This is a genomic window from Pseudodesulfovibrio piezophilus C1TLV30, from assembly GCF_000341895.1.
Lineage (GTDB): Bacteria > Desulfobacterota > Desulfovibrionia > Desulfovibrionales > Desulfovibrionaceae > Pseudodesulfovibrio > Pseudodesulfovibrio piezophilus.
In genome coordinates, this window is sequence record NC_020409.1 from 1 (window position 1) to 24,050 (window position 24,050).

At 48.8% G+C, this 24,050-nt stretch carries 21 protein-coding genes; 5 read left to right on the plus strand and 16 right to left on the minus strand.

Going from position 1 to position 24,050, the window contains the following annotated elements; all coding sequences use genetic code 11:
- The first annotated feature begins 111 nt into the window (after window positions 1-111).
- Complete coding sequence (gene dnaA / locus BN4_RS00055) at window positions 112-1,473, plus strand: chromosomal replication initiator protein DnaA (RefSeq protein ID WP_051053295.1); 1,362 nt, start codon at window positions 112-114, stop codon at window positions 1,471-1,473.
- 268 nt (window positions 1,474-1,741) lie between these two features.
- On the opposite strand, the gene tsaB is transcribed toward dnaA, so the two are convergent.
- From tsaB to BN4_RS00115, 12 genes are all read right to left on the minus strand, one after another.
- On the minus strand, window positions 1,742-2,533 hold the full coding sequence (tsaB, locus tag BN4_RS00060) for a tRNA (adenosine(37)-N6)-threonylcarbamoyltransferase complex dimerization subunit type 1 TsaB (RefSeq protein ID WP_015413297.1): 792 nt from the start codon (window positions 2,531-2,533) through the stop codon (window positions 1,742-1,744).
- The gene (rseP, locus tag BN4_RS00065) at window positions 2,508-3,569 is read right to left on the minus strand and encodes an RIP metalloprotease RseP (RefSeq protein WP_015413298.1); all 1,062 of its coding nucleotides are present in this window, start codon (window positions 3,567-3,569) and stop codon (window positions 2,508-2,510) included. The genes tsaB and rseP overlap by 26 nt, the downstream gene beginning before the upstream one ends.
- A gap of 71 nt (window positions 3,570-3,640) precedes the next feature.
- Window positions 3,641-4,855: a 1-deoxy-D-xylulose-5-phosphate reductoisomerase gene (gene dxr / locus BN4_RS00070; protein ID WP_015413299.1), complete on the minus strand. Its 1,215-nt coding sequence runs from the start codon at window positions 4,853-4,855 to the stop codon at window positions 3,641-3,643.
- 13 nt (window positions 4,856-4,868) lie between these two features.
- The gene (locus tag BN4_RS00075) at window positions 4,869-5,672 is read right to left on the minus strand and encodes a phosphatidate cytidylyltransferase (RefSeq protein ID WP_015413300.1); all 804 of its coding nucleotides are present in this window, start codon (window positions 5,670-5,672) and stop codon (window positions 4,869-4,871) included.
- 106 nt (window positions 5,673-5,778) lie between these two features.
- Window positions 5,779-6,489, minus strand: coding sequence for an isoprenyl transferase (locus BN4_RS00080; protein WP_015413301.1), 711 nt, complete (start codon window positions 6,487-6,489; stop codon window positions 5,779-5,781).
- Between the two features lie 10 nt (window positions 6,490-6,499).
- On the minus strand, window positions 6,500-7,054 hold the full coding sequence (frr, locus tag BN4_RS00085) for a ribosome recycling factor (RefSeq protein ID WP_015413302.1): 555 nt from the start codon (window positions 7,052-7,054) through the stop codon (window positions 6,500-6,502).
- Window position 7,055: 1 nt separating this feature from the next.
- A complete protein-coding gene (gene pyrH / locus BN4_RS00090; RefSeq protein WP_015413303.1) occupies window positions 7,056-7,778 on the minus strand; it encodes a UMP kinase in 723 nt (240 codons plus the stop codon).
- Window positions 7,779-7,937: 159 nt separating this feature from the next.
- Window positions 7,938-8,765, minus strand: coding sequence for a translation elongation factor Ts (tsf, locus tag BN4_RS00095; RefSeq protein ID WP_015413304.1), 828 nt, complete (start codon window positions 8,763-8,765; stop codon window positions 7,938-7,940).
- A gap of 2 nt (window positions 8,766-8,767) precedes the next feature.
- Window positions 8,768-9,562 (minus strand): 30S ribosomal protein S2, encoded by a 795-nt coding sequence (gene rpsB, locus BN4_RS00100; RefSeq protein ID WP_015413305.1) that lies wholly within the window; start codon window positions 9,560-9,562, stop codon window positions 8,768-8,770.
- Window positions 9,563-9,734: 172 nt separating this feature from the next.
- Complete coding sequence (locus BN4_RS00105; protein WP_015413306.1) at window positions 9,735-11,330, minus strand: glycosyltransferase family A protein; 1,596 nt, start codon at window positions 11,328-11,330, stop codon at window positions 9,735-9,737.
- Window positions 11,331-11,385: 55 nt separating this feature from the next.
- The gene (locus BN4_RS00110) at window positions 11,386-12,504 is read right to left on the minus strand and encodes an SPL family radical SAM protein (protein WP_015413307.1); all 1,119 of its coding nucleotides are present in this window, start codon (window positions 12,502-12,504) and stop codon (window positions 11,386-11,388) included.
- A complete protein-coding gene (locus BN4_RS00115) occupies window positions 12,497-13,459 on the minus strand; it encodes a ParB/RepB/Spo0J family partition protein (protein WP_015413308.1) in 963 nt (320 codons plus the stop codon). The genes BN4_RS00110 and BN4_RS00115 overlap by 8 nt, the downstream gene beginning before the upstream one ends.
- A gap of 265 nt (window positions 13,460-13,724) precedes the next feature.
- On the opposite strand from BN4_RS00115, the gene BN4_RS00120 reads away from it, so the two are divergent.
- The 3 genes from BN4_RS00120 (at window position 13,725) to BN4_RS00130 (ending at window position 18,294) form a co-directional block, all read left to right on the plus strand.
- The gene (locus BN4_RS00120) at window positions 13,725-15,785 is read left to right on the plus strand and encodes an elongation factor G (protein WP_015413309.1); all 2,061 of its coding nucleotides are present in this window, start codon (window positions 13,725-13,727) and stop codon (window positions 15,783-15,785) included.
- Window positions 15,786-15,912: 127 nt separating this feature from the next.
- Window positions 15,913-16,635, plus strand: coding sequence for a lysophospholipid acyltransferase family protein (locus BN4_RS00125; protein ID WP_015413310.1), 723 nt, complete (start codon window positions 15,913-15,915; stop codon window positions 16,633-16,635).
- 3 nt (window positions 16,636-16,638) lie between these two features.
- Window positions 16,639-18,294 carry a ribonuclease J gene (locus tag BN4_RS00130; protein ID WP_015413311.1) on the plus strand — a complete coding sequence of 552 codons (1,656 nt, stop codon included), beginning with the start codon at window positions 16,639-16,641 and terminating at the stop codon, window positions 18,292-18,294.
- Window positions 18,295-18,360: 66 nt separating this feature from the next.
- Here the strand turns inward: BN4_RS00130 and BN4_RS00135 are convergent, their stop codons facing one another.
- The 3 genes from BN4_RS00135 to BN4_RS00145 form a co-directional block, all read right to left on the minus strand.
- Entirely contained in the window at window positions 18,361-18,699 is a 339-nt protein-coding gene (locus BN4_RS00135; RefSeq protein WP_015413312.1) for a hypothetical protein, read from the minus strand.
- A gap of 127 nt (window positions 18,700-18,826) precedes the next feature.
- Window positions 18,827-19,339 (minus strand): carboxymuconolactone decarboxylase family protein, encoded by a 513-nt coding sequence (locus tag BN4_RS00140; protein WP_015413313.1) that lies wholly within the window; start codon window positions 19,337-19,339, stop codon window positions 18,827-18,829.
- A gap of 72 nt (window positions 19,340-19,411) precedes the next feature.
- Window positions 19,412-19,990 carry a TetR/AcrR family transcriptional regulator gene (locus BN4_RS00145; RefSeq protein WP_015413314.1) on the minus strand — a complete coding sequence of 193 codons (579 nt, stop codon included), beginning with the start codon at window positions 19,988-19,990 and terminating at the stop codon, window positions 19,412-19,414.
- A gap of 134 nt (window positions 19,991-20,124) precedes the next feature.
- Here BN4_RS00145 and BN4_RS16975 point away from each other — a divergent pair, with 134 nt between their 5' ends.
- Window positions 20,125-21,171 carry a GGDEF domain-containing protein gene (locus tag BN4_RS16975; RefSeq protein WP_015413315.1) on the plus strand — a complete coding sequence of 349 codons (1,047 nt, stop codon included), beginning with the start codon at window positions 20,125-20,127 and terminating at the stop codon, window positions 21,169-21,171.
- Window positions 21,172-21,225: 54 nt separating this feature from the next.
- On the opposite strand, the gene BN4_RS00155 is transcribed toward BN4_RS16975, so the two are convergent.
- Complete coding sequence (locus BN4_RS00155; RefSeq protein WP_015413316.1) at window positions 21,226-23,910, minus strand: M16 family metallopeptidase; 2,685 nt, start codon at window positions 23,908-23,910, stop codon at window positions 21,226-21,228.
- Window positions 23,911-24,050: the final 140 nt, after the last annotated feature.

Consider the following 24,050-nt stretch of genomic DNA (forward strand, 5'->3'; position numbering starts at 1 on the left):
TTTAAGTCTATTAAAGAGTCACCTCTCTGTAGATAAAGTCTCATGTGCATTGTGCATACGAAAGGAATTCGAGAATTGTCTGAGCACCCACAATCAATTATTACCGACCACATGATGAAGACTGCGTGGAAGCAAATACTCCGTTCACTCGAAAAGAGCCTCAATCCTGGCGTGTATACCGTCTGGATCAAGCCTCTCAGAGGCACTGTCGAAGGCAATAAACTGATACTTACCGCACCGAATGATTTTGTTGCTAATTGGGTTCGGGACAGACTTCTTCAGGTCATCCGCGAGGCCGCAACCCAGGTAATGGGGAGTGAGCCTAAGATAAGCATATCTGCAAGCACCGAAAAGAAAACAAAACCGGCCATGACGACTGTACGGACAAAACCGTTGGGTAAGGCTCCATCGGCGACTCCGTTGGGATTGCCCATTGTCAATACGCCAAAACCTATTCCGGTTCAAAATTGGCGTTTTTCTTTTGACGACTTTGTCGTTGGTTCCAGTAATGAACTGGCTTGTGCGGCAAGCCGCTCTATCTGTGACACCGCTTTTGTTTCCGATCACCTCTTTTTGAGTTCTGAGCCAGGGCTCGGCAAGACGCATCTGCTGCATTCAGTGGGGCAACAACTTTGTGCAACCGCCAATAAAAAGAATGTCCGGGTTGCCTGTCTTTCGTCAGAGAATTTTGCCACTCGGATGGTCCTTGCCATACGGGGAAAGCAGATCGATCAGTTCAAAGCTCAATTCCGTGAAAGTATTGATGTCTTGCTTCTTGAAGATGTGCATTTTTTTCAGGGTAAGGAGAAGATGCAGGAAGAACTGCTCTGTACGATGGGGGCATTACGTGAACGTGGCTGCAAAGTGGTCCTGACCAGCTCGTTCATGCCTAAAGACTTTTCCGGGGTCGACTCCCGCTTGGTCTCTCGGTTTTGTTCTGGCTTTCTGGCCCATATCAATAGGCCTGATATGGAGACTCGCCGCCGGATCGTACAGGAGAAGGCTCGCAAGCTTCAGGTGGATGTTCCTGTTGAAGTTACCGAGTTGCTTGCCGAACGAATCACGACTGATATCCGCCAGCTTGAGAGCTGTTTGAACAACATGGTCCTGAAAGCTCGCTTACTCAACCGAGCAGTAACCATGAATCTCGCATGGGAAGTGCTGGATAACTATGCTGTCCAGAATCCGACTCCGGATTTCGGACATATTATTGAGTTTATTTGTAAAAGTTACTCACTCTCGGAAGAAGAACTGAAATCCAAAAGCCGCAAACGACAAATTGTTCTGGCTCGGAACACCGCTTTTTATCTGGCCCGCAAGCACACTGAACTTTCTCTTAAATCCATTGGTGAAAAGTTGGGTCGCCGGCATTCCACAGTCCTCAAAGGCATCACCAAAGTTGAGCGGGAAATTTCTCTTCAGACCCCATTGGGGCGTCAGCTAGAGAAGACAACAGAGCGACTTACTCCTTAATACAAGCCCCCCACATGTCCCCTCGGATCATTTGGCATCATTCATGAGCCTGTTGTTCCGGGGGGCATATTGCCTATGTCGAGCATCCTTTTCAAAAAAAGGATGCTCTTTTCATGACGGTATTCGTACGGGAAAGTCTATTGAAATTATTTGGTTGTGCCATTTTAGGAGTGGGACAGAGCATGTTTCGTAAAAAAACGCATGGTTCTCTGGGAGCGCCATGCGTCAAGATTTTTTTTGGGGGGAGAGGCTGTGAGAAGTGAGGGGCTTACCTATTTTGGAGTTCATCAAGCCTTTTGCGGGCTTCTCGTGGGTCGAGGCCGCGTTTTTTTGCAATATCAGCAAGGTTATCCTCTGCATCTGTGACCCGCACATACAGCGGGGTGATATGGGCTTCGTCAAACTCGGCAACAGCGGCAGTTTCCAGAAGAAGCTCAGGTGAAGCATTATCCCATATTTTTGAAAGAAAGGTAAAGCCTGTGTGGGTTTTCTGGAAATCATCAAAATAGGTTTGATTCTTGCGAAGGCCACTCCCCATCACAACAGCTTGTGTGCCCTGGGCAAGAATTTGCTCAGTTGCGGCATCAAGTGAGAGTGATGTGAGGGGGAAGATTTCTTCCATGGACGGAGTGTTGAATGTCCTGAGGTAGACGAGTCCTTTGCGTGCGTACGTCATGACATGCAGGGTGCCGGAGAGCAGGGGGGCCGGTCCTCTCGCGAGCATGGCGAGGTAATCAATTCCAGCCAGAGATGCGTTACATCCGGCAGCAAGGCCTTCGGCTGCTGCAAGGACAAGTCTCAGCCCGGTAAAGCTGCCGGGGCCACGTACACAAGCGATACGACCTATATCGGACACTGTGAGACCGAGGGTGTCCAGGGTCTCTTTCAGTCCGGCAGTCAGGACTCGGAGGGATTCTCTCGGTACAGTCCATTCTCGTGAGGCTACCATCTGGTACCCGGTTTGCGTCGGCTTTCCTAAAACCAGCTGTAACCGTTCTTCAGTCCCGCCCATAGCGAGAAGCAGTTTCTGCGAGTTATGAAAGGAGTCTGCGGAAATCATTGAAAATAGCCAATGCCATAAGGAGGAGGAGGATCATGATGCCAAAACGCATCGCCAGAGCTTTCCAGCGGTCGCTCAAAGGGCGCCTGAAAATAAGCTCCAAGCCAAAGAACAGAATGTGCCCACCATCAAGTACAGGGATAGGCAACAAATTGATAATTGCCAGGTTGATGGAGATGATGGCAACCATATTGAGAAGGGCATATATGCCGGTCTGGGCGCTGTCATGAACCATTTGAGCCAGCATGATTGGCCCCCCGATGCTTTCAACGGGAATCAGTCGTTCGATGATGGAGAGGAAACCTTTGATCACAACGTGAGCCATATTCCATGTGTGCTCCAGAGCAAGACCGGCTCCGGTTCCATCTATTGGGTGGTATTCGACCTTGCCTCCTTGACTGATGCCAACCATGGGGACAGTGACTTCCTCGCCAAAAAGATTCTTAACGGTATTGACTTTGGGAGTGACGGAAAGAGTGACTGTTTGACCGTCCCGTTCAACAATAAATTCGAGACTTTTTTCTCCGCTTTCACGGATTGTAGTGACCATTTTTGTCCACGAATTGATGGAGGTTCCATCAATTGAGAGTACCCGGTCATCCAGTCGGAATCCGGCCGAAGCCGCAGGAGTGTCGGCCATTATTCCGCCAACGGTAGGAAGAATGATTCCCTGCCCTTGAGCGAGTGCAAGAAACCAGAAGATTATAAAAGCGAGAAGAAAATTGAAAAAAGGACCAGCAGCGACAACGCACATGCGTTGCCATGCCGGGCGGCTGGAAAAAAGTTCCTCGTCAGAAAATCCATCTTCCTCTTCTTCACCATCTTCCCCTGCCAGTTGAACATATCCCCCTAATGGAATGAGGGACAGTTTATATTCGGTTTTTCCCGAGACGGTCCCGGCCAGTCTTGGACCAAACCCAAGGGAGAAAGCCTTGACGCCCATTCCAAAGAGACGTGCTACGGCAAAGTGGCCGAGCTCGTGAAAGAAAATAAGCCCTCCGAGGGCCACTACAATAGCGATGGCACTTATCAGCATATGTTCCTCATTGTGTCGCAGGGTTATTCAAAGTGCGACGATACTCATTATAAGCATTCATTATCATTTGGCTAGAGAGAAGACTCTGCTTCTTCCCGAGTGATGCGGTCAAGCTCTAAAATAGCAGACGGAGTGTCAACTTTCACAGCTTGATGAGAGGTCAGTGCCTGTTCGATCATTTGGGGGATGTCAAGAAAGTGTATTTTTTCATTGAGAAAAGCAGCTACAGCAACTTCATTGACAGCATTGAGAACTATCGGGTGGCTTTGTCCGGCGGCAAAAGCCTCGCGGGCGAGGCGTAAGCAGGGGAAAGCTTCTTCATCAGGGTCTTCAAATGTCAGCGTCCCAACTTGGGCGAGGTTGAGTTGTGGGACATCGACCTCAACACGTCGGGGAAAGCAGAGACAGTGAGCAATGGGAATCTGCATATCCGGATTTCCCAAGTGAGCGAGTTGTGACCCATCCATGTATTCGACCAGCGAATGGATGATTGATTGAGCATGCACAACGACATCAATCTTTTCAACCGGTACTCCATAGAGATGGCAGGCCTCTATGACTTCAAGCCCTTTATTCATCAACGTCGCAGAATCAATAGATATCTTGGCACCCATGTCCCAATTGGGATGAGCAAGAGCCTGGTCTCGTGTCACCGTTTGCAAGAAGTTTTTATTCCTGCCTCTGAAGGGACCGCCAGAGGCAGTCAGTATCAGGCGCTTCAAGTCAGTGTTTTCGTCCTGGCTACTTTGGTGTCCGACAAGTCCTTGAAAGAGGGCATTATGCTCTGAATCAACAGGAAATATCGTAGCACCGGATGCATGGCATTCCTTACGGATCACATGCCCGCCAAGGACCAGGGATTCCTTGTTTGCAAGGCCAATCATTTTTCCTGCCTGAGCGGCTGCCAAGGTGGGAATGAATCCAGCTGCGCCAACGATGCTGGAAAGAACGAGGTCGACACTGTTCAGCGCGGCAAGCGTCGCATATCCTTCTGGTCCGACATGTATTTCCGGCGTATATCCGCACGGGAGATAACTGATGAAATCCTGTCTGACCTGTTCATTCAGAACACCGACATGCGGAGGGCGAAACGTTACACATAACTGTGCCAGCCGTTTGGCATTAGCGCCGCCCGCAAGAGCTGTCACCGTAAATAGATCCGGGTGTTTGCGGATAACCTTGAGTGCACTTGTCCCTATGGAGCCTGTGGCTCCTAGTATGCAGATTGAGCGAGGAAAATCAGGTTGAGGGACAGAAAGCGGCCAGGGAGAAATATACGTTTGCACAGTGTGTCCGTGGTTATTGAAAATAAGGGTGAACCATGCGCATCAGACCATATGCGGGAACAACCAGAAGCATGGAGTCCACGCGATCCAGCAATCCTCCATGACCGGGCAGTATGGAGCCGGAATCTTTGACCGCAAGGGAGCGCTTCAGAGCGGATTCGAAGAAGTCACCCATTTGAGCGGCAATATTGAGAATAATACCAAGGAATATCCATTGCCAAAGGGATGCATGCCCAAAAATTAAGCCATAGACGGATATCAACACAGTGCATGCAGTCATCCCCCCGATACTGCCTGCCCAGGATTTTTTCGGGCTGACTTTGGGCCAGATCTTTTTCTTGCCCCACAGGGACCCGCTATAAAACGCTGCAGTATCCGAAATGGCCGCCGCTCCAATGACAAGAGCGCATTCCCATCTGTTAAAATGCAAAAAAAAGTGAAAATTGACAGGTATATAAAGAAGTCCTGTCAAAAAAATCATAGCCTGAACAAATGATGCATTCAGGTCTGTGCTGTAGCGAAAGAGAAAAATGAAGGCCGCTGTCCAGAAGGCACTCATGAAAACCAGGGCAGGGTAGAGAAGATTACCCGTCGAAAAAGCTGCCAGTAAAAGAAAAGTATAAATGGCCCCTAGACTTTTGACAGTCTTGATACCCTGGTGTGACTTGAAAAGATTGTAAAACTCCCAGAGAGTAAAGGAGCAGAAAAGTGCAAGGACAGTAAAAAATACCCAACCTTGGAAGACGAGAGCAAGAATCGGGATAAGCGCGAGGCCTATCGCTGTAACAATTCTTTTTTTATGAAGAGATATGTCCATATGTAATATTCAGCGGGTGCTTTAAGTGAGCGCTTTATGCGCGAGTGTTCAGTATGTACGCTATTTGGAAACCAGGGGCAACATGCGTTGCGCTCTTCATATTGGCTTAGGTCAATTGATCGCTCGTTTTGCCGAATCTACGTTGCCGGTGACCAAGTTCAACAAGAGCTTTATCAAGTTCATCAGATGAAAAATCCGGCCAGTAGATATCTGTAAAGTACAATTCAGAATAGGCGCATTGGAAAAGAAGGTAATTGGAGAGACGAAGTTCTCCACTTGTTCTGATGATTAGATCCGGGTCGGGTTGACCTGCTGTCCAGAGTTCATTTGAAAAAATTTCCTCTGTTATTTCAGAGGATTCAAGTCCTTTTTCTAGCAGTGCTCTGGTGGCACGAAGAATTTCGTCCCGGCCCGAATAGTTCAGGGCAAGGTTGAGAGTCATTGTCGAGCATTCCTGTGTCTGGCGCATGACATGTTTGAGGACCTGACGAACCGTCATGGGCATGTCATTGATATCGCCGAGAACATTGAGTTTGACCCCTTGTTCTTTCAGACTCTTTTCTTCCCGTTTGAGAAATGCGGTCAGCAACTCAAAGAGAGTTTTTACTTCAGCCTTGGGACGTGACCAGTTTTCTTTTGAAAAAGTGTAAAGAGTCAGGTGTTTAATTCCTAACTCATGGCAGCGCGATACAACGGTGCGAGCTGTCTCGGTTCCGGCTTTATGGCCTTCAGTTCGAGGAAGCCCGCGCTGTTTCGCCCACCGCCCATTGCCATCCATAATGATGGCAATGTGGGCAGGTATAGAGGTAGTGTCCAAGAATGGTCCCTTAGATTTCGAGAATTTCTTTTTCCTTGGCAACAAAGGCTTGATCGCTTTCCTTGACATAGTCATCGGTCAGCTTCTGCACGTCGGCTTCGCCTTTTTTCTTCTCGTCTTCGCTGATGTCCTTCTCTTTCTCCATGGCCTTGAGCGAATCGTTCAAATCGCGGCGAACATTGCGAATGGCTATTTTGCATTCTTCAGTGTATTTTTTGGCTATTTTGACCAAATCTTTTCTGCGTTCCTCTGTGAGAGGTGGAATGCCGATACGGATGATCTTGCCATCGTTGACAGGGGTCAGACCGAGATCGGAATTCATGATTGCCTTTTCCACGGCTCCGAATGCGCCTTTATCCCATGGTTGGATGCTGACAGTCTTAGAGTCAGGGATGGAGACTGAGGCCAACTGGCTTATGGGGGTAGGGGTGCCGTAGTAGTCCACGACAATGTTGTCCACCAGGGATGTCGTAGCACGCCCTGTGCGCAATTTTCCAAAATCCTTGTCCAAGGCTGTCAAAGCCCCGGTCATGCGTTTTTTTCCATCTTCGAGCAGAGATTGCATATTAGTCTCCTCCTTGAACTGTCGTTCCTATGGGTTCTCCGTTGGCTGCCTTGCGGATGTTACCTTCTTCATAGAGATTGAAAACAATGATCGGCAGGTCGTTGTCTCGTGCCATGGAAATGGCTGTGGAGTCCATAACTCCGAGGCGTTTTTCCAATGTTTCTATGTAGGAAACTGTATCGTACTTGACAGCATCGGCGTATTTGGCAGGATCTTTATCGTATATACCGTCCACTTTGGTTGCCTTGAAGATTGCATCGCATTTGAGTTCCAATGCACGAAGGGCGGCTGCAGAGTCGGTGGTAAAATACGGGTTGCCTGTTCCGGCCGCGCAAATGACTACGCGGCCTTTATCCATGTGGCGTTGTGCCCGGCGGCGAATATATGGTTCAGCCACCTCTGCCATGGATATAGCTGTCATGACGCGGGTGTCGCACCCATGTTTTTCCAGCGCATCCTGAACAGCGAGAGCATTCATGACGGTTGCCAACATCCCCATGTAGTCACCTTGTGCCCGGTCCATGCCTTTGGCACTGGCTGCCATGCCTCGAAAGATATTTCCACCACCGATGACGAGGGCGAGTTGTAGCCCTGTGGCCGCGACTTCGGCGATCTCCCTGGCAAACTGGTTAATGGCTTCCGGTTCTATGCCAAAGCTTTGTTCACCGGCAAGAGCTTCGCCGCTGAGCTTGAGCAATACCCGGTTATACCGCGCTTTGTTCATTACCACCTCGTGTATAGTTTCTCATGATTCCATAAACTCGCCATCAGGCGATAGCATGTTTCAGGCTGTCGATAAAGAGCGGATTGCCGGGGCAATCGCACTTTTCTCAACAGCCTGTATGCTTACCAAAAAAAACGGGCCTTGCGGCCCGCTTTTTGTTTAGTCTTCGCTTTCTTCTTCCTTGGCGTCTTCCCCTAGGGCAAGTCGCACAAAGCCTGCGACCTCGGCTTTGCCGAGGATGTCCTTAACGGACTTTTTATCTTCCTTGATGTAGGACTGATTGATCAGGCATACCTCAGAGTAGAATTTGTTGAGTCGACCGATGACGATCTTTTCAGCGATGTTCTCGGGCTTCCCTTCATCCATGGCCTGTTTCATGTACAGGGCTTTTTCCTTCTCCAGAATGTCCTGAGGCAGTTCTGCAGAAGTAATACAGGATGGGTTCATGGCCGCAACGTGCATGGCGATGTCTTTAGCCATCTCAACATCATCAGAGCCAGTCACTTCGACAATGGCACCGAGTTTGTTGTTGGAGTGGATGTAGACACCGAGTACGCCTTCGGTTGTGAACTTGGCAAAACGACCAACGCCCATGTTCTCGCCCAACTTGGCGATGAGGTCGGTTACGTCAGCTATCTCTGCGGGCAGATCGGCAGCGGAGCCAGTAGTGACATCCAGTTCTGCTATTTTCTCGGAGAGAGCATTTGCATAGGCGACAAAATCGTCCCCTTTTGCAACGAAGTCGGTTTCACACAGCAATTCAGCAATAACGGCAGTCTTGCCATCTTCACTGATGTAAGGGGTGACGAGTCCTTCAGATGTGGCGCGTCCGGCTTTTTTGGCAGCCTTGGACAGGCCCTTCTCGCGAAGGTACATGATTGCTTTTTCCTCATCGCCACCGGATTCTACCAGGGCTTTTTTGCAATCCATCATGCCTGCGCCGGTCTTCTCGCGCAGTTCCTTAACCTGAGATGCAGTGATAGCCATTCTTACTTCTCCTGAGCAGGGGCTTCGGCAGGAGCCTGAGCCTTTTCTTCGGTTTTAGGGGCTTCAGCTTTGGCGGCTTTGGCTTCCTCGGCAGCTTTGGCTGCGAAATCTTTTTGCATTGCGCTTCCCTCGATGCAGGCATCGGCCATGTGAGTGGCAAACAGCTTGATGGCGCGGATTGCATCGTCATTGCCGGGGATGATGTAGTCTACCATGTCGGGATCGCAATTGGAGTCAACAACGGCGACAACAGGGATACCCAATTTGCGGCATTCCTGAATGGCGATGTGTTCACGCTTGGGATCAATGACAAAAGCAGCCTTCGGAGCATCGTGCATGTCCTTGATTCCGCCCAGAGCAAGGTTCAGTTTCTTGACCTCGCGGTTCATGCCCACTGCTTCCTTTTTGGTGTAGCGGGAAATGGAACCATCTTCGAACATCTGCTCGAGATTCTTGAGGCGGTCGATGGAGCGTTTGATGGTCTGGAAGTTTGTCAGTGTGCCACCCATCCAGCGGTGAGTGACGAAGAACATGCCAGCGCGTTCCGCTTCCTGTGTGACAGCTTCCTGAGCTTGACGCTTGGTGCCGATGAACAGGACTTTGCCGCCTTTGGCGACGGTGTTGACGATGAAGTCATGGGCGGTCGCAAACATCTTGACGGTCTGCTGCAGATCCATGATGTGAATACCGTTGCGTGCGCCGAAGATGTAGGGGCGCATTTTGGGGTTCCAACGGCGGGTCTGGTGGCCGAAGTGGACGCCGGTTTCCAGCATCTGCTTCATAGTAACGTAAGCCATGATAATCTCCTGGGTTTTTCGTCCATCCCGCAGTCCATTTAGGAGTCCGTGCCATCACGGACCACCCGGAGTTATGGGCGGGATGTGTGAATTTGAAGTCGGGGGTAATTAGCCCATTATCATATAGATGACAAGTGATAAAGTGGGCTCTTTGAAAAGTTGTTCAGAGAGTTCATTTCATTATTTCTTTGATACGGCTGAGATGTTCCTGAAAAAAGTAATAAAATTTTGTATCATTTCCCAGAATCTGACCGAGTTGTGGCTGTGTCAATTTTTTCATGAATCCGCCACCTGTGTTTTGATGATGAATGCATTTGACCAGTCCACAATAGCGAACTTCTCCACCGTTGATCCTTAATTTGATGTCATGTGCAATGTCGTCAACTTGTGATGGCGAATATCGGAGATCAAAGTCCGGACCATCCGGCATATGAGCCATGCGAAGAAGGTGACAGCACCCCATTACATGATCTGTGGAGCGGCAGAAGTCATATTGGCCGATATCGGTCAGGGCGATGGAAGTGGGATCTGTGAGTTTGAGCAAGCCTGGTTCTGCCAAGGAAAAGCTTCGGTAGAGGTACTGAATCATCCTTTGGTTGCTTCCGAAAATGACTTTGCTCCCGACCACAGAAGCAGTGGGGTGCTTTTGCATTTCTGTCAGGTAATGACCGAGCCAATCCGAGGGTAATTCCACATCGTCATCAAGGTAGGCCACAAATTCACTTTGTCGGACTTCAGGGAGGCTTCCAAGCCAGTTCCTCGCAGCAGGAGCACCCACATTCACGGGCAGAACCAAAGTTTGAAAGTCGTTGTCAGGAAAGAGAGAGCGGGCTGATTCGGTCACAGCCTCACTGTTGTCGGTGCACCCGTTCAAAAGAATGCGAATCTTCGCCGGACCAAGCGTTGTTTTTGCCAGACTCTCCAAAGTCATTTTGAGGTCATCAGCTTTATTCCATGAATAAATGCAGATCGTTACATTGCTTGTATCGAGAAGTCCCATATCCGGAAGAGTTGGTCCTTTCAATTCGCTGAGTCTGTACCTAACCGGACCTTGAGCAGGGTCCTGGGTGAGTGACTTCTCATAGAGATCAATCGCTTGAAGTGTCTCTCCTGTTTGAGCAAACATTTCAGCCGCACGGTTAAGGAGCACCTCTGAAGTTCTGTTCGATTGAATGAGGCTGGGCCATAATCTCAGGGCGTCTTCAGCCATACCGAGTTCTGAATAGTGAAGAAACAGGCGTTCATCCCATTGTGGCTGAGCAAAAGGTGGGATGACGATTTTGCTTAACCATGGGCCTGGTTCATTCCCTTGGTAGTAATCGAGCAGCAGGCGTTGCGAGGCTGCGACGATGTGTCCGGGCCTTTGGGTGAGAATGTCTTCCAATATATTGATTCGACGCTGCAAAGCAGACGGACTCGACATGACTCGGCGCATATCCATGAGTGAGGGGGCATCCTCAAATCGTGCAATTTTCTTGGCTCGCTCCAGAAGGAGCGGGTCTCCGGAAAGTTGAGCCGCAAGATTTAATGTCATGTGATTGAATGGGCTGAGTGCAATGGATTTGCGCAGAAGACGCGTAATTGTATCAACTGTTTTCGGATGGGAATTGGCTGTCTGGTCATTTAGTATGCGTGCCAAAAAGACGGAGCACATCTCATGGTCAAGATAGAGATTGTCTTCCACCTTTCCCAGGACTTTGAAAACAGCGTCAAGATTAATGCGATCCAGTTCTTCGAAACGATCAGTCGGGGTATAGATGTCGTTCATTCTCTCCATATCCTTGGGTAGTTTCGGGCGAGTTTATCTGATTTGAACGGGAAGTTCATTGGCTTTGATCATCAAAGGACTGTCCCATCAGTCGCTTGGCCAATCCGCCAAAATCTTTTGGGGCATAACCGAATACTTCATTCCAGACATCCGTGGATTCCATGCAGAAATAGAGTTGTTTGTCCATACCATGCGCACGGAGTCGATTGACGATGAAGGAGAATTGCTTCACTCGCAGGGGGCGAAGGAGGCGGGCCTTGCCATCGAGTCCTGGAATGAACTCATCATAGATGTATGTCGTTTTGGGGAAATTGTCAGCAATGATAGGCGTGAGTTGTGGCATGCATCGGAATGAGCCGATTGACATGTAGGCGATCTGGTGTGGCTTAACATAATCAAAAATCAGGTCGATGGTTTCCGCATAGCCTTCTTCCCAGCCTGGATAATGAATGACCGGATCGAAGTGAAGACAGACTCGAAAACCAGCTTCCGCACATGTCCTGGCAGCCGAGAGTCGTTCCCGCAAAGTGGAGACATCAAATTCTTCATGTTCATTGATGAAGGGAGCATTCATGGACCATGCCGGAAGAATTCGGTCTGTTCGTTTGGCTGCATCCATCCATGAAAGATCAACGACTTTTGACTTGAGTTCAAGGGCTACATTGCTGTAGTTATTCAGAAATTCGACAAGATCATGACTGTATCCGGTCAGGTGTTCCAGAGCGAGAGAATCTGTGAACTCTCCAGTCCCGACCCGGAAGCGTTGTGCCTGATTGGCAAAACCCTCAGCAAGTTCACTGAACAAGTCACCCTGGTTCGCCCATATCTTGAGGACTTGGTCCTGGAAATAGGCCTGGAGGATACAGTAGGAACAGGCCATCGGACAGTTCTCTCCAATGTGGATGATACGATATCCACAGCAGTGGTAGGCTTTGGTACCAGGGCAGAATCGGAGGAATTTCCCTTTGTATTCTTTAAGATAGAGTGCCTGTTCGGAACCTTTGCTGAATTCAATACGGTCCATGTCCGGGGAGACGACGGTCCACGGGAGGTTTGCTTTATCCGTACCCGCAAGGCGCCTCTGTACTCTCCTTGCTATCAGTGAATCCTGCATGGATTCATCAACGAATATGTGGGAGATGCGACGCAGGTGATTGGGGAGCTGTTTAGTCATGGCTGGTTCCAATCGTCCAGAGAATTTCCCACTCAGGGCGTGTAACCATGTCTTCCAAATCGTGGAGCGCTGTTTTTAGCTGCTGGGAATTCTTGATTCGAAGAGTCAGCTCTGCTTCATTTGTTTCGAAATTATCTGGTTGTTCTAGCTGCCATTTTGTTCCGGCAACCAATTTTGCAGATGTTTCGGCATAGGACTTTTGGCGAGATGTCAACTCTGGGTAGCGGGCTTTTTTTGCCGTTGAGACAAGGCGGGCAATGGTGTCCTTGGGAGAAAGAGTCAGGCCCATCATTGTGTCCATATGAGTTGTATTCATAATGTTCGCTATGGAATGAGCAGTCATTTTAGAGGTTTCGAAAAGCCACGTCAGCACGTTGACGGCGTTAGAGCGTGACCATGAGTAGTTTGTGAAGAGCTGTTCTACGGCGTGTCTGTCAGAGTCATTCATTTTGGCAATGATGGTTCCCGCAGCTAAGGGAATGCGCCCTGCGGTCAGGTGAGACTGCCAGTTTTCAGGTAATTCCAGCCATGTCATGAAGAGCTTGGCGTCTTTGCTTTTCGGCTTGATACCAAGACGGTGGAGAACTGTCTGCCGGATCTCCTTCTCTGAGGTGAATGTACGGAAATACCGAAGTGCTTTGAGTTTCATTCCATCATCTTGGAGACGGTGGGTATTCTCAATCAGATAGAGTAGCCCCTTCTCCATGTCAGTCAGTCTCTCGACCAACCTGACCAGAACGGGCTTTCCCAGTTCCTTTAGAATCATGACTCTGGCGAAGCCGGATATGAGTTCCAAGCCTGTTTCTGTCTCCTGAACAAGGATTGGGGTGGTTTGACCGACTTCCTCAAGGGAAGTCTTCAATGAAGTGTTGGTCTGTTCGGACCAGAACAGGTGAGAGCCTGTGGTCTGGATAGCTTGAGCGGAAGCTGTAATGATTTCGCTTGAAAGCTGCAAAGTGTGCTCCTGGCATTTCTTCAATGGTTATAACGTAAGGTTCTATAAAATAAGATGATTTTGTTTGGTCAGTAAGGGTGAACACACAAAGTCATTGTTATTTCAATGTGATGAGAAGCCGTGTTTCTCAGCTTACCCCTCTTGACATTTTCGCGTTGCTCTTCCTATAGGACTAAACCTGTCAAAAACCAAGTGTCCTAGACCAAACGGGGTCGGAGGTGCCCCAAATTAGAGTAAAAAACCAATAAATATACTGGAGTAGAGAATGCCTGACTTGAACACCCAGAGAACATATTCACTTGTCGGTCATGGCGGCAGCGGCAAGACCTCTGTCGCCGAGATGCTTCTTTTTAACGCTGGCGTCGTCAATCGCCTCGGCAAAGTCGAAGATGGGAATACCATTCTCGATTATGAGCCTGAGGAGATCAAGCGGCGCGGTTCCATTCAGCCTGGTTTTGCTCATTACAAATGGAAAAAAAACGATCATTTTCTCATTGATACTCCGGGGGATTCCAACTTTGCCGGAGATTTATCCTATAGCTTGACCGCAACTGACGGTGTGGTGCTTGTCCTTGATGCTGTCGATGGAGTCAAGCCGCTGACCAGAAAAATCTGGTCTCAAGTTCAGGCTCGGGCATTACCAGCCATGATTGTCATCAATAAAATGGATCGTGATCGAGCTGATTTTGATGCTGCTTTTACTGGTATTTCTGATGCATTGGGTGCGCGGCCGGTCCTTCTTTATTATCCCATTGGTGTCAGGGAAGACTTTAAGGGTGTGGTTGATATGTTGTCAGGTCAAGCTTTTCTGTTTAGTGCGGATGGTGCCGTTACGGAAGCTGATATTCCTGCCGAGATCGCGGATGAAGTGGAAAGTCTCCGAGAGACCATGATTGAAAATATCGCGGAAAGCGATGAAGACCTCATGGAAAAATATTTCGAGGAGGGGGAATTGGGACCTGAAGATAGCATAAAAGGTCTCAAAGCCGGAGTTGCATCTGGTGAACTCGTTCCTGTCGTGGTGTCTTCTGCTTTGAATAATCAAGGCGGACAGATGATCCTTGAGACTGTACAGAAACTCTTGCCTGGTCCATTGGACCATGCTCCCTGGGTTGGCGAAGACGGGGAACGTCCGAGTTCTCCAGACGAACCTCTGGCATGTTTTGTCTTCAAAACACAAGCTGACCCTTTTGCCGGACAGCTTACACTGGCTCGTGTGTTATCAGGACAAATCAAGCCGGATTCCCATTTGTTGAACGCCTCGAACGGTGAAAAAGAGCGCGTGGGGCAATTGTTGCTGACAAGTGGCAAGGAGCAAATCCCGTCGAAAGAGGCCATGGGACCTGGGGCTATCGTCACCCTTGCCAAATTGAAGAATACGGCTACGGGAGATACTCTGGTAGAGAAAGACGTATTCAAATTGATCAAGCCTGAACGCGCACCACAGCTTATTACCTTTGCTTTGGCTCCTGCTGAAAAGGGTGATGAAGATAAAGTATATGCAGCTGTCGCCAAACTGCTTGATGAGGATATCACGTTGACCCTGTCTCGTGATGAAGAGTCCGGTGATATTCTTCTGTCCGGTATGGGGCAAAATCATATTGAAATTTCAGTAGAAAAAGCCAGAAGGCGCTATAAGGCTGATATTGTCCTGAAGACTCCCAAGGTCCCGTACCGCGAAACATTCAAAACCGGAGCCAGGGAAGTGCAGGGGCGCCATAAGAAACAGTCCGGCGGCCGAGGGCAATTTGGTGATTGCTTTATCCATGTGGCCCCTCAAGGGTCGGGTGAGGGATATGAGTTCGTGGATAAGATTGTCGGAGGATCCATTCCTCGGCAGTTCATTCCTGCCGTAGATAAGGGAATACAGGAATCTGCCGCTCGAGGCGTGCTTGCTGGGTATCCGGTTATCGACTTTCAGGTCACACTGTATGATGGCAGCTATCACAATGTCGATTCATCAGAAATGGCTTTCAAGATTGCAGGTTCCCTTGCCTTCAAGAAGGCGGCAGAAAAGGCTCATATGGCCCTTCTTGAACCGATCATGCTGGTGACTGTGGCGGTGCCGGACTCCTTTATGGGGGATGTTATTGGTGACCTTTCTTCACGCAGGGGCAAGGTGCTGGGGTCTGATTCCCAGGCCGGCCTGACAGAGGTAAAGGCCCATGTTCCCATGGCTGAAATGCTGAAATATGCTCCGGATCTCAATTCCATGACTGGAGGGCAGGGAACATTCTTCATGGAATTTGCTTCTTATGAAGAATGCCCTTCACAGGAAGCAGAAAAGGTTATCGCGGCACATTCCAAATCGGCTGAAAGCGATTAATTGAGAAAATCTCACATGAATAGGGGCAGCGAGTCGACTCGCTGCCCCTTTATTTTTGTGCTTGCGCTCTTGTTTAGCGTGAGGATTTGGTTTACTCATGCGTGAGCCAAAACAATAAGGATAATTCATGTTTAAAAGGATATTTTTTGTCGTTCTGCTGGTTCCGGTAACCCTGTATTATAGCATACGAATGCTTTTGGTTGATCCGGAAAAGGCTGCGCCGGAAGAGTATGATAGCTGGGGACTGAAATGGGGAGCGGCGGCAGTGTGGCTTTCCGGCATTACCATAGAAACGGATATGGGGGACGTTGACCCCAAGGGCCATTACGTTTTTATTGGGAATCATCAGAGTAATCTCGACATCCCGGTGCTCTTTAAAGTCTTGAAGGGCAATCGCATTCGCTTCGTAGCAAAAAAAAGTCTCTTTGATATCCCGATATACGGGAAAGCACTAGCGCATTCCGGGCATATTTGTATTGATCGGGATAACCGCCGTGCTGCCATGCAAAGCCTCAATGATGCTGTAGAGCAGGCTCAAAAAGGCATTTCTCCCTTGATATTTCCAGAAGGGACTCGCAATGACAATCTGGATGATTTAATGGAGTTCAAGATCGGTGCCATGATCATTGCGCTTAAGTGCGGTTTGCCAGTGGTTCCTTTTGTTATGGCGCATACCGGGCGTGTCATGCCCAAGGGGAAAATGATTATCGACAACCGTCCGGTTGTTCGATTTAAGGCATTGCCCATCATAGATCCTTCCCAATACACCCTGAAAGAGCGCGAAAAGTTCAAGGACGATTTGCGCGCGATGATGAGCAAGGCGTACAAGGAACTCCTTGCTGAAGGATAAATAATGTCTTCGACATCCCTCAGTCTTTATCCCTTGGGCGGGCTTGGTGAAATCGGTATGAACTGTATGGCCTATGTGACGGATCGGTCCATGGCCCTTGTCGATTGTGGGCTCATGTTTCCGGAGGATTATCATTTTGGTGTGGATGTGGTCATTCCATGCTTTGACATGATTCTTGAAAACAAGCAGAAATTGCACGGTATCGTGCTCACTCACGGGCATGAAGATCACATTGGTGCCTTGCCCTGGCTTTTACAAAATGTCGATGTTCCTGTGTATGGGAGTGAATTCACCCTTGGCTTGGTTGAGAGCAAATTGCGTGAACATGGTTTGGACCGTTGGGCCGACCTTCGTCCTGTCCGCCCGTACGACAGGGTGCTCATTGGTGATTTTAAATTTAATTTTTTCCCTGTCTGCCACTCAATTATTGAAGGTTTCGGTCTTGGTATAGAAACCCCTGTCGGACGAGTTGTTCATACAGGAGATTTCAAGATTGATCGGAATCCTCTTGGTGGGCATGCCACTGATCTTGGTGCATTCCGTAAATTCTCCGAATCGGGTGTGACTGTGATGCTCTCGGATTCGACCAATGTGGAGAGGGAAGGGTTTGCCCTGACAGAACGGGAAATCAAGGTATCTCTCCGCGAGATTTTCTCTACGGCGAAAGGTCGTATTCTTGTTTCTCTTTTTTCGAGTCATATTCAACGAATGCAGGAAGTCATTGATTTGGCTGATGCCGAAGGGCGTAAGGTCGCAGTTTCAGGGCGTAGCCTTTTTCGAAATATAGACTTGGCGAGAGAGCAGGGGCATCTGAAAATACCCAAAGGGATTTTGGTGGACCTTGACCAACTCGATGAATACGGGGATTCAGAGCTTGTCCTGCTCATTACTGGGTCGCAGGGCGAACCCTTGGCTGCTCTTTCGCGGATGGCTATGGGGGAACACAGGCAATTGAGCGTCAAACCGGATGATTTGTATGTCTTGTCATCCCGTTTCATTCCGGGAAATGTCAAAGCCATAACCAAGGTCATCAACAACCTTTACCGCTTGGGTGCCGAGGTCCTGTATGAAAAGATGCATGGTATTCATGCTTCGGGACATGCTCATGCGGGAGAATTGACATTGATGCTTGAGACTGTTCGTCCAAAATATTTTATCCCGGTGCATGGGGAATACCGTCATTTGGTGAAGCATCAAAGGCTTGCTATCGGATGTGGTGTGGAAGAAGACTGTGCCTTGGTTGTGGAAAACGGACAACCCATTGTTTTTCATGCCGATGGGAGTATGGAATTTGGGAAGCTTTTTTCAGCTGAAAAGATTCTCGTGGATGGGAAAGGGGTTGGTGACGTCGGACAATCTGTCCTCAAGGAGCGGCAACTGCTGGCCGGAGAGGGGATGGTGATTGTAGTCATTGTGGTCGATGAAGCCTCTGGTGAGATCTCCATGGGACCGGATATTATATCAAAGGGTTTTGTTTTCGAGCAAAAATATCGTCATGTTCTGGATGATGCCAAATGTATCATCCTGGATGTTCATGAGAATATCACGCCGGGCGAAACCGAAAAACTCAAGGAACGAATTCGTTCTGCGCTGAGGCGATTTTTCCGCAAGGTTCTAGGGAGAGACCCTGTCGTGGTTCCTCTTGTGATCTCAATGTAATGATCTCAGAAAAAAAGGCCCGGTTTCATGAAAATGAAACCGGGCCTTTTTTTCTGTTTTCATGTGCTATTTAAGCTTTTTCATTCTGACCGCAGTGCCATAGCACGAATAGTACTTGTCACCCTCAGGGTGGAAGGCAACAGATTCGCGGTATCCGATAATGACATCGGCATTGACATCTACCGCTTGGGCCATGAGTCCATACAGGGCATTGTCAAAGGTGTAGCTTCTACACACCAGGAGACCGAATGCGGACTGAATTTCCCGGCCGGGGATGGTCTCGGTGGTCATGATTTTCATTTTTCCTGCCATATACATCTCTTTGGCAAGAGTCAGGCGATGATCCATCTTTACATCTTCCCTGGATGCACCCTGTTTTTTGGGTGAGCCGAAAATAAGCGCCATTTCGTCGGTCCTCTTCTTAAGTAAATGAATTCAAGCTGAGGATTTGTACCCCACTGGGGGAACATGAGCAAGTCTTTGCGCCCGGCATGTGGAAGTGAAGGCCGGAGACCGTCCGGCCTTACAGGAGTTATTTGGAAAACGCGCCAACAACTATTCCAAGGGTCGCCATCTGAGCGGCATAGGCTGTGCTTTCAAAAATCTGTGAGTCAGTCCAACCGTGCTCTCTGGCAGTATTGATGTCAGCACTACAAACGCTTTCCGGCTTTGTCATTGCCTTACTTATCAGAGCGAGGAGAGAAGCCTCTTTGGCTTCAAAAGCTTGGTACGGATCGGTAATCAGCGCATCTATTTCTTCTTCACTCAGTCCCATGGAGCCAAGTATATCTTTGTTATATGTCGCGCAGTATCCGAAGCAGGTATTTATGGAGCCGATATAACGCATGGCTGCCAATAATTCCGGTTCATATTCGCCATCTTTCATGATCGTTTGCAGTATCTCCATTTGTTTTTCCAAATACCGTGGGCTTGCGCTGTATAATTGCATCGGTTCCGGGACAGGGCGTCCTGTGGGAATCATCGAATAGATTTCCTTGATTTTTCCTTCTGCTTTCTCTGGGGTGATGTAATCGATAAGAAACATGGTATCTCCTAAGTTTGTTGTAGTAGACCGGTCGTCTATAATGTTGGTAAAAAAAGATAAACTAAAAAACAGTTATTTTCGCAAGATGGTGCCAAAAATAAAGGAATAGAATATGGAAAGAGGTTCGTCATCTTCTGTCGCTTTCATCCTGATGAGAGCTCCGTGCCATGCTTCGATAATAAAAATGGCTGTTGTTCGAGTGTTGAGTTTTGGCGTGTCTCCTCTTTCGATGGATTCTTTCAAAAGGGACTCGATGGTTGTGGCCATACCATCCAGAGATTGCTTGAGTTTGAAACGAAAAGCTTCGCTTAGGTCGCCCATCTCCTGAGTCAGGTTGCCTATAGGGCATCCACGTTTATAGCCGTTTGATTTCATGATATCATGGTAATGCTGAAAAAAATGTCTCATGCGAACAAGTGGAGGGATCGATTGATCTGAGAGGATTATCAGGACTGACTCTCTAAACCGCTCTTTATAATAGTCTATCACCTCTATGCCGAATTGTTCCTTGTTCTTGAAATAGAAATAAAAGGAGCCTTTCGGAACTTGAGCCGCAGCAAGGATATCCTTCAGTCCGGTATTGTTGAATCCTTGTTTATGGATCAACTCGGCTCCTGCTTTGATGATGCGTTGTTTTGTTTTTTCACTCATAAGCTTTCCCATTTGTCACTAGACCGATCGTCTAGCCCCTGTCAACAGGAAAGATAACAGGCATGGAATAAGAGGTGGAATGAGGTTATCAGGGGTATATGAATCCTTTGTGCGAATATGATTCAGGAGCGGATATGGGCAATGGTATCCTTTGGGACATTTGTACGGCCTGCTTGAAAGTCGGGCAAATAACCTGTCGAGTCTATGGTTTTTTTCAGGCGTCGGCTCAGGATGATGCATTACAGACTTTTTGGGGGAAGATGCTTGAAGGAGAAAAACAGCTCGTGGTGTTTTGGGAGTCATTGCTTCCTCTTATTCAAGCTGGGATGATTCCGGACATCTTCGATGACCCGGAGAGAATCCAGAAGGAGTTGACCCGGCATCATGAGCGGGCCATGGGATTTTCATCGAATCTTGCGACCGAAATGGCTCCCAAGGATATGTTCATACTTGCTTTTCGTCTTGAGTATTATTTGCTGTACCCTGTTTTTGAAATCTTGTTCGACTTTGCCAGAGAGCTTCGATTGGTTTCAGCTTCAGGAGGAAACTGGGGTGACCCCAAGTCTCATGTGAGTGATCTGTTTGAAGGAGTCACCCGTTTTTGTGGAGCATCGCCAGAAATGGAATTGTTGGGTGAGACCATGAAGATGTTATGGATGGAGAACAGACGATTGGCGACAACGATTAATACTGATCCGCTGACCGGATTGATGAACAAGCGTGGCTTTTTCAATGCCTCAAAGCCTTTGATGGATTTAGCGCTCAGAGATCGAAAGAATATCGGACTGATTCTTGCCGATCTTGATGATTTCAAGAAATTCAACGCTCTCTACGGACAACAGGCTGGAGATAAGCTGCTCAAAAGCATTGGCTCTGCTTTGCGGCAGGTTGTGCGCTCTTCGGATCTGGTTACCCGGTTTGGGGGGGAGGAATTCATGATTCTGTTTTATGCCATTGAGCATTGTCATTTAGATGATATGGCAGCAAAAATTGCCAAAACCATTCAAGCATGCAGTTCTGACGGGCAGGGATGTACAGCAAGCGTGGGGGCTGCGACGTTAATGTCGGGTAAGGCTGAAGTCGGGACGTGTTGTGTCAATCTGGAAGAAGTTCTGTCCGTGGCTGCGAAAAATCTTGAAAAGGCCAAGGAGACTGGAGAAGGGGGCGTGGTTGTTTCATGACCATCCCTTCTTCACAAAAAAAGGGAGACCGACACATCGGTCTCCCTTTTGGGATTATGGTGTGACTTTCATCATGTACGCCTTGTTCGGGTCGAGATAATCCCGAACAAGCTCCTGAATCTCTTTTGGAGTCACTGTTTTTGCGCGTTCGATTATATCGTGCTCGTAGTCCCGGTCAAACCCTCTGGTAAGAAGGCTCGCGGCCTGGCGGCTACGGGAGAGGAGCGACTGGTGCTCCTGATAGTAATCTCCAACCAGAATATTTCTGGCACGGGCAAGCTCCTCCTCCGGCAGTGGCTTGGCAGTCAGGTCCGCCAGCACTTTGTTGAATCCTTGCAGCGAGGCTTCCACCTTGTCCGGCCCGGTTCCTATGTAAAGTGCCATGAATCCGGTGTTCTTGCTTTGCCACAACATAGCGGTGACTGTGTAAGCCAACCCTTGTTTATCTCTCAGGTCTCGGAAAAGCAGACCAGACTGGCCGGAAAGGGCAGCCTTGAGCAGCTCCAGGCGGGCGGAGGTGTCTCGGTCCGATTGACCCGGAGTCGGGAAAACCATCAAGATGTGTGATTGGTTACGATCAGGAAGGTGCAGTGTCCGTTCCCGTTCGGTATTCCATTCCGGTGTCGTGAATTCATACCCATTGCCCGGCGCTGTCAGCGTCTGCGATATATCGCTGGAAAACGCTTTGATCATTTCAGAGTCAAATTGTCCGCAGACTGCAATGGTAAAGGGATGCATGGATTGTCTGCCCCAGAAGCGCATGATGTCGCTCTGGGAGAGTTGCTCCACTTCTTCCGGTGTCCCCTGATGCAGTAGTGCATAAGGGCCTGTTTTGAAAAGAAATGGGAAAAGCTGTCTGAAAGCAAGGCCGAGCGGGCGGTCTTCGCGACGCTTGATTCCGGCGATCTGATCCTGTTTGGCGCGTTCAATTTCCTTGGCGTCAAAGGCGGGCGCAGTCAGAACCTCACGTATCAGCGGCAAAATCTTGTCTGTGAAACGAACTGGATATTTTGTTTCAAGAGCGAAGACATTTCGTCCGGCGCTGGAACCGATCGACGCAGCATGGTCAGACAGGAAATCCTGAATTTCTGTAGCCGACATGTTCATTGTGCCACGAGTGAGGGATTTGGCAGTTAGAGCGGCCAATCCCTGTTGATCGGGGGATAACTCTCCATCGCCACCAGTCCAATATATGGACATGGCGGTATAAGGCAGGGTTGCATCCGGCAGTAGGACAAGCTTGTTGCCTCCTGGCAGTTCCACCACCTGTTCCGCTGTATCCATTTTGTGAATCTGTGTCTTTTGAATATTGTCTTGAGTCGACCAGAGAGACTGTGTCACGGATACCATTTTTTCAGGTGAGAGCTCACTTGATTCGGGAACAAGGACAGCAGTCGCAAGTTGTTCTGGGCGGATGTATTTTGCATAGAGAGTTTTCATTTCCTCGCGGGTCACCTGGCTCAATGCAAATAGATAATTTTTTTCAGCCTGTTCACCGTTTTCGAAGAATTGAAAGTAACCGGTTTTACTTGCCAGTCCCGAGAGTGTTTCCTTGGCCAGAAACATGGAGTCTTCCAGGTTGAGCCGGGCACGTTCTATCTCTCTGTCAGAAAAACTCGTGGCGTCAAAGGATGATAGTTCTGCCATAAATTCTGCCCAGAATTGATCGACCTTATCAGCGTCGAGGGTGGCATTAACATAGAGCATCCCCCCTCGCTCAAGGGCAAGAGGAGATACTGAAATATCGTCAACTAACTGTTTTTCATATTTGAATTTTCGATAGAGACGGGAGGAATCATCTCCGCCCATGAGTTGTGAGAGCAGTTCCAATCCAGCCATCTCGGCAGAAGTGCCGTGTGGAATGGGAAAAGCGGCTCCAAGATAAACCTTGTTCCATTTGCCAGGCAGTTTGACCACTTGAGGACCGTGTCCAGTCGCGGGGATGGTGATGGTTTCAGGCGGCGTGACGGTTTTGGTGTTCGAAAGGTGACCGAGTAGTCGTTGTGCTTCAGCCAGGACCTGATCAGGGTCAACTTTGCCGACCACGGCGAGCAGCATGGACTGAGGCTGATAGAAGTCTTTTATATACTGCTTGATGTCCTTGTGGGTGAATGAAGAGACCGTCTCACGGGAGCCGATAATGGGCCATTCATAGCTGGTCCCTTTCCAGATCATGCCTTGAAGTGTCTTGAACAGCTTGTTGCCGGGAGTATCTTCACCCCGCTCGAGCTCTTCCAGAACAACTTTTTTTTCGCTTTTCAATTCGTCAGGATCAATGGTCGGGTTGAAAGCCATATCGGTAATGACATCAAGTCCCAGCTTCCATGATGAGTCAGGAACTTCAACATAAAATACGGTATAATCAAAACTGGTCGCCGCATTCATGGAACCGCCGACAGATTCGATGTCACGGGCAGACTGCCCCAGTCCCCGTTTTTTGGTGCCTTTGAAAACCATATGTTCCAGAAGATGGCTGATTCCCGCGAGCTGGGGAGTCTCGTAGGCACTGCCAGCATGGACGTAGAGCCGGGCATTGACCAGGGGAAAGCGATCATCCTGTTTGATGAGAACAGTCAAGCCGTTTTGTAATTTGATGATATGTGTGTCTCCATCGTGTGTCTCGCTCAGGCTCGGGAGCGTCGGGGCCACTTCTGGTGATGTGATTTTTTTGTTCATGGTAGTTTGGCAACTGGTCAGGAGCATGAGCAATCCCCCCAGCAGAAGTGCTTTTCGAAACATGGTGATTCTCCATTAAAGTCGTTCGCAACTCGAGTCGAGTCGAGTCGAATCTTTTTTCTCAGTTCGATCATACGTAGATAAATCTCTTTTTAGTCATGGCAAGCGGATATTTACCTGAATATTGTCCCGCGCAAGGGCGA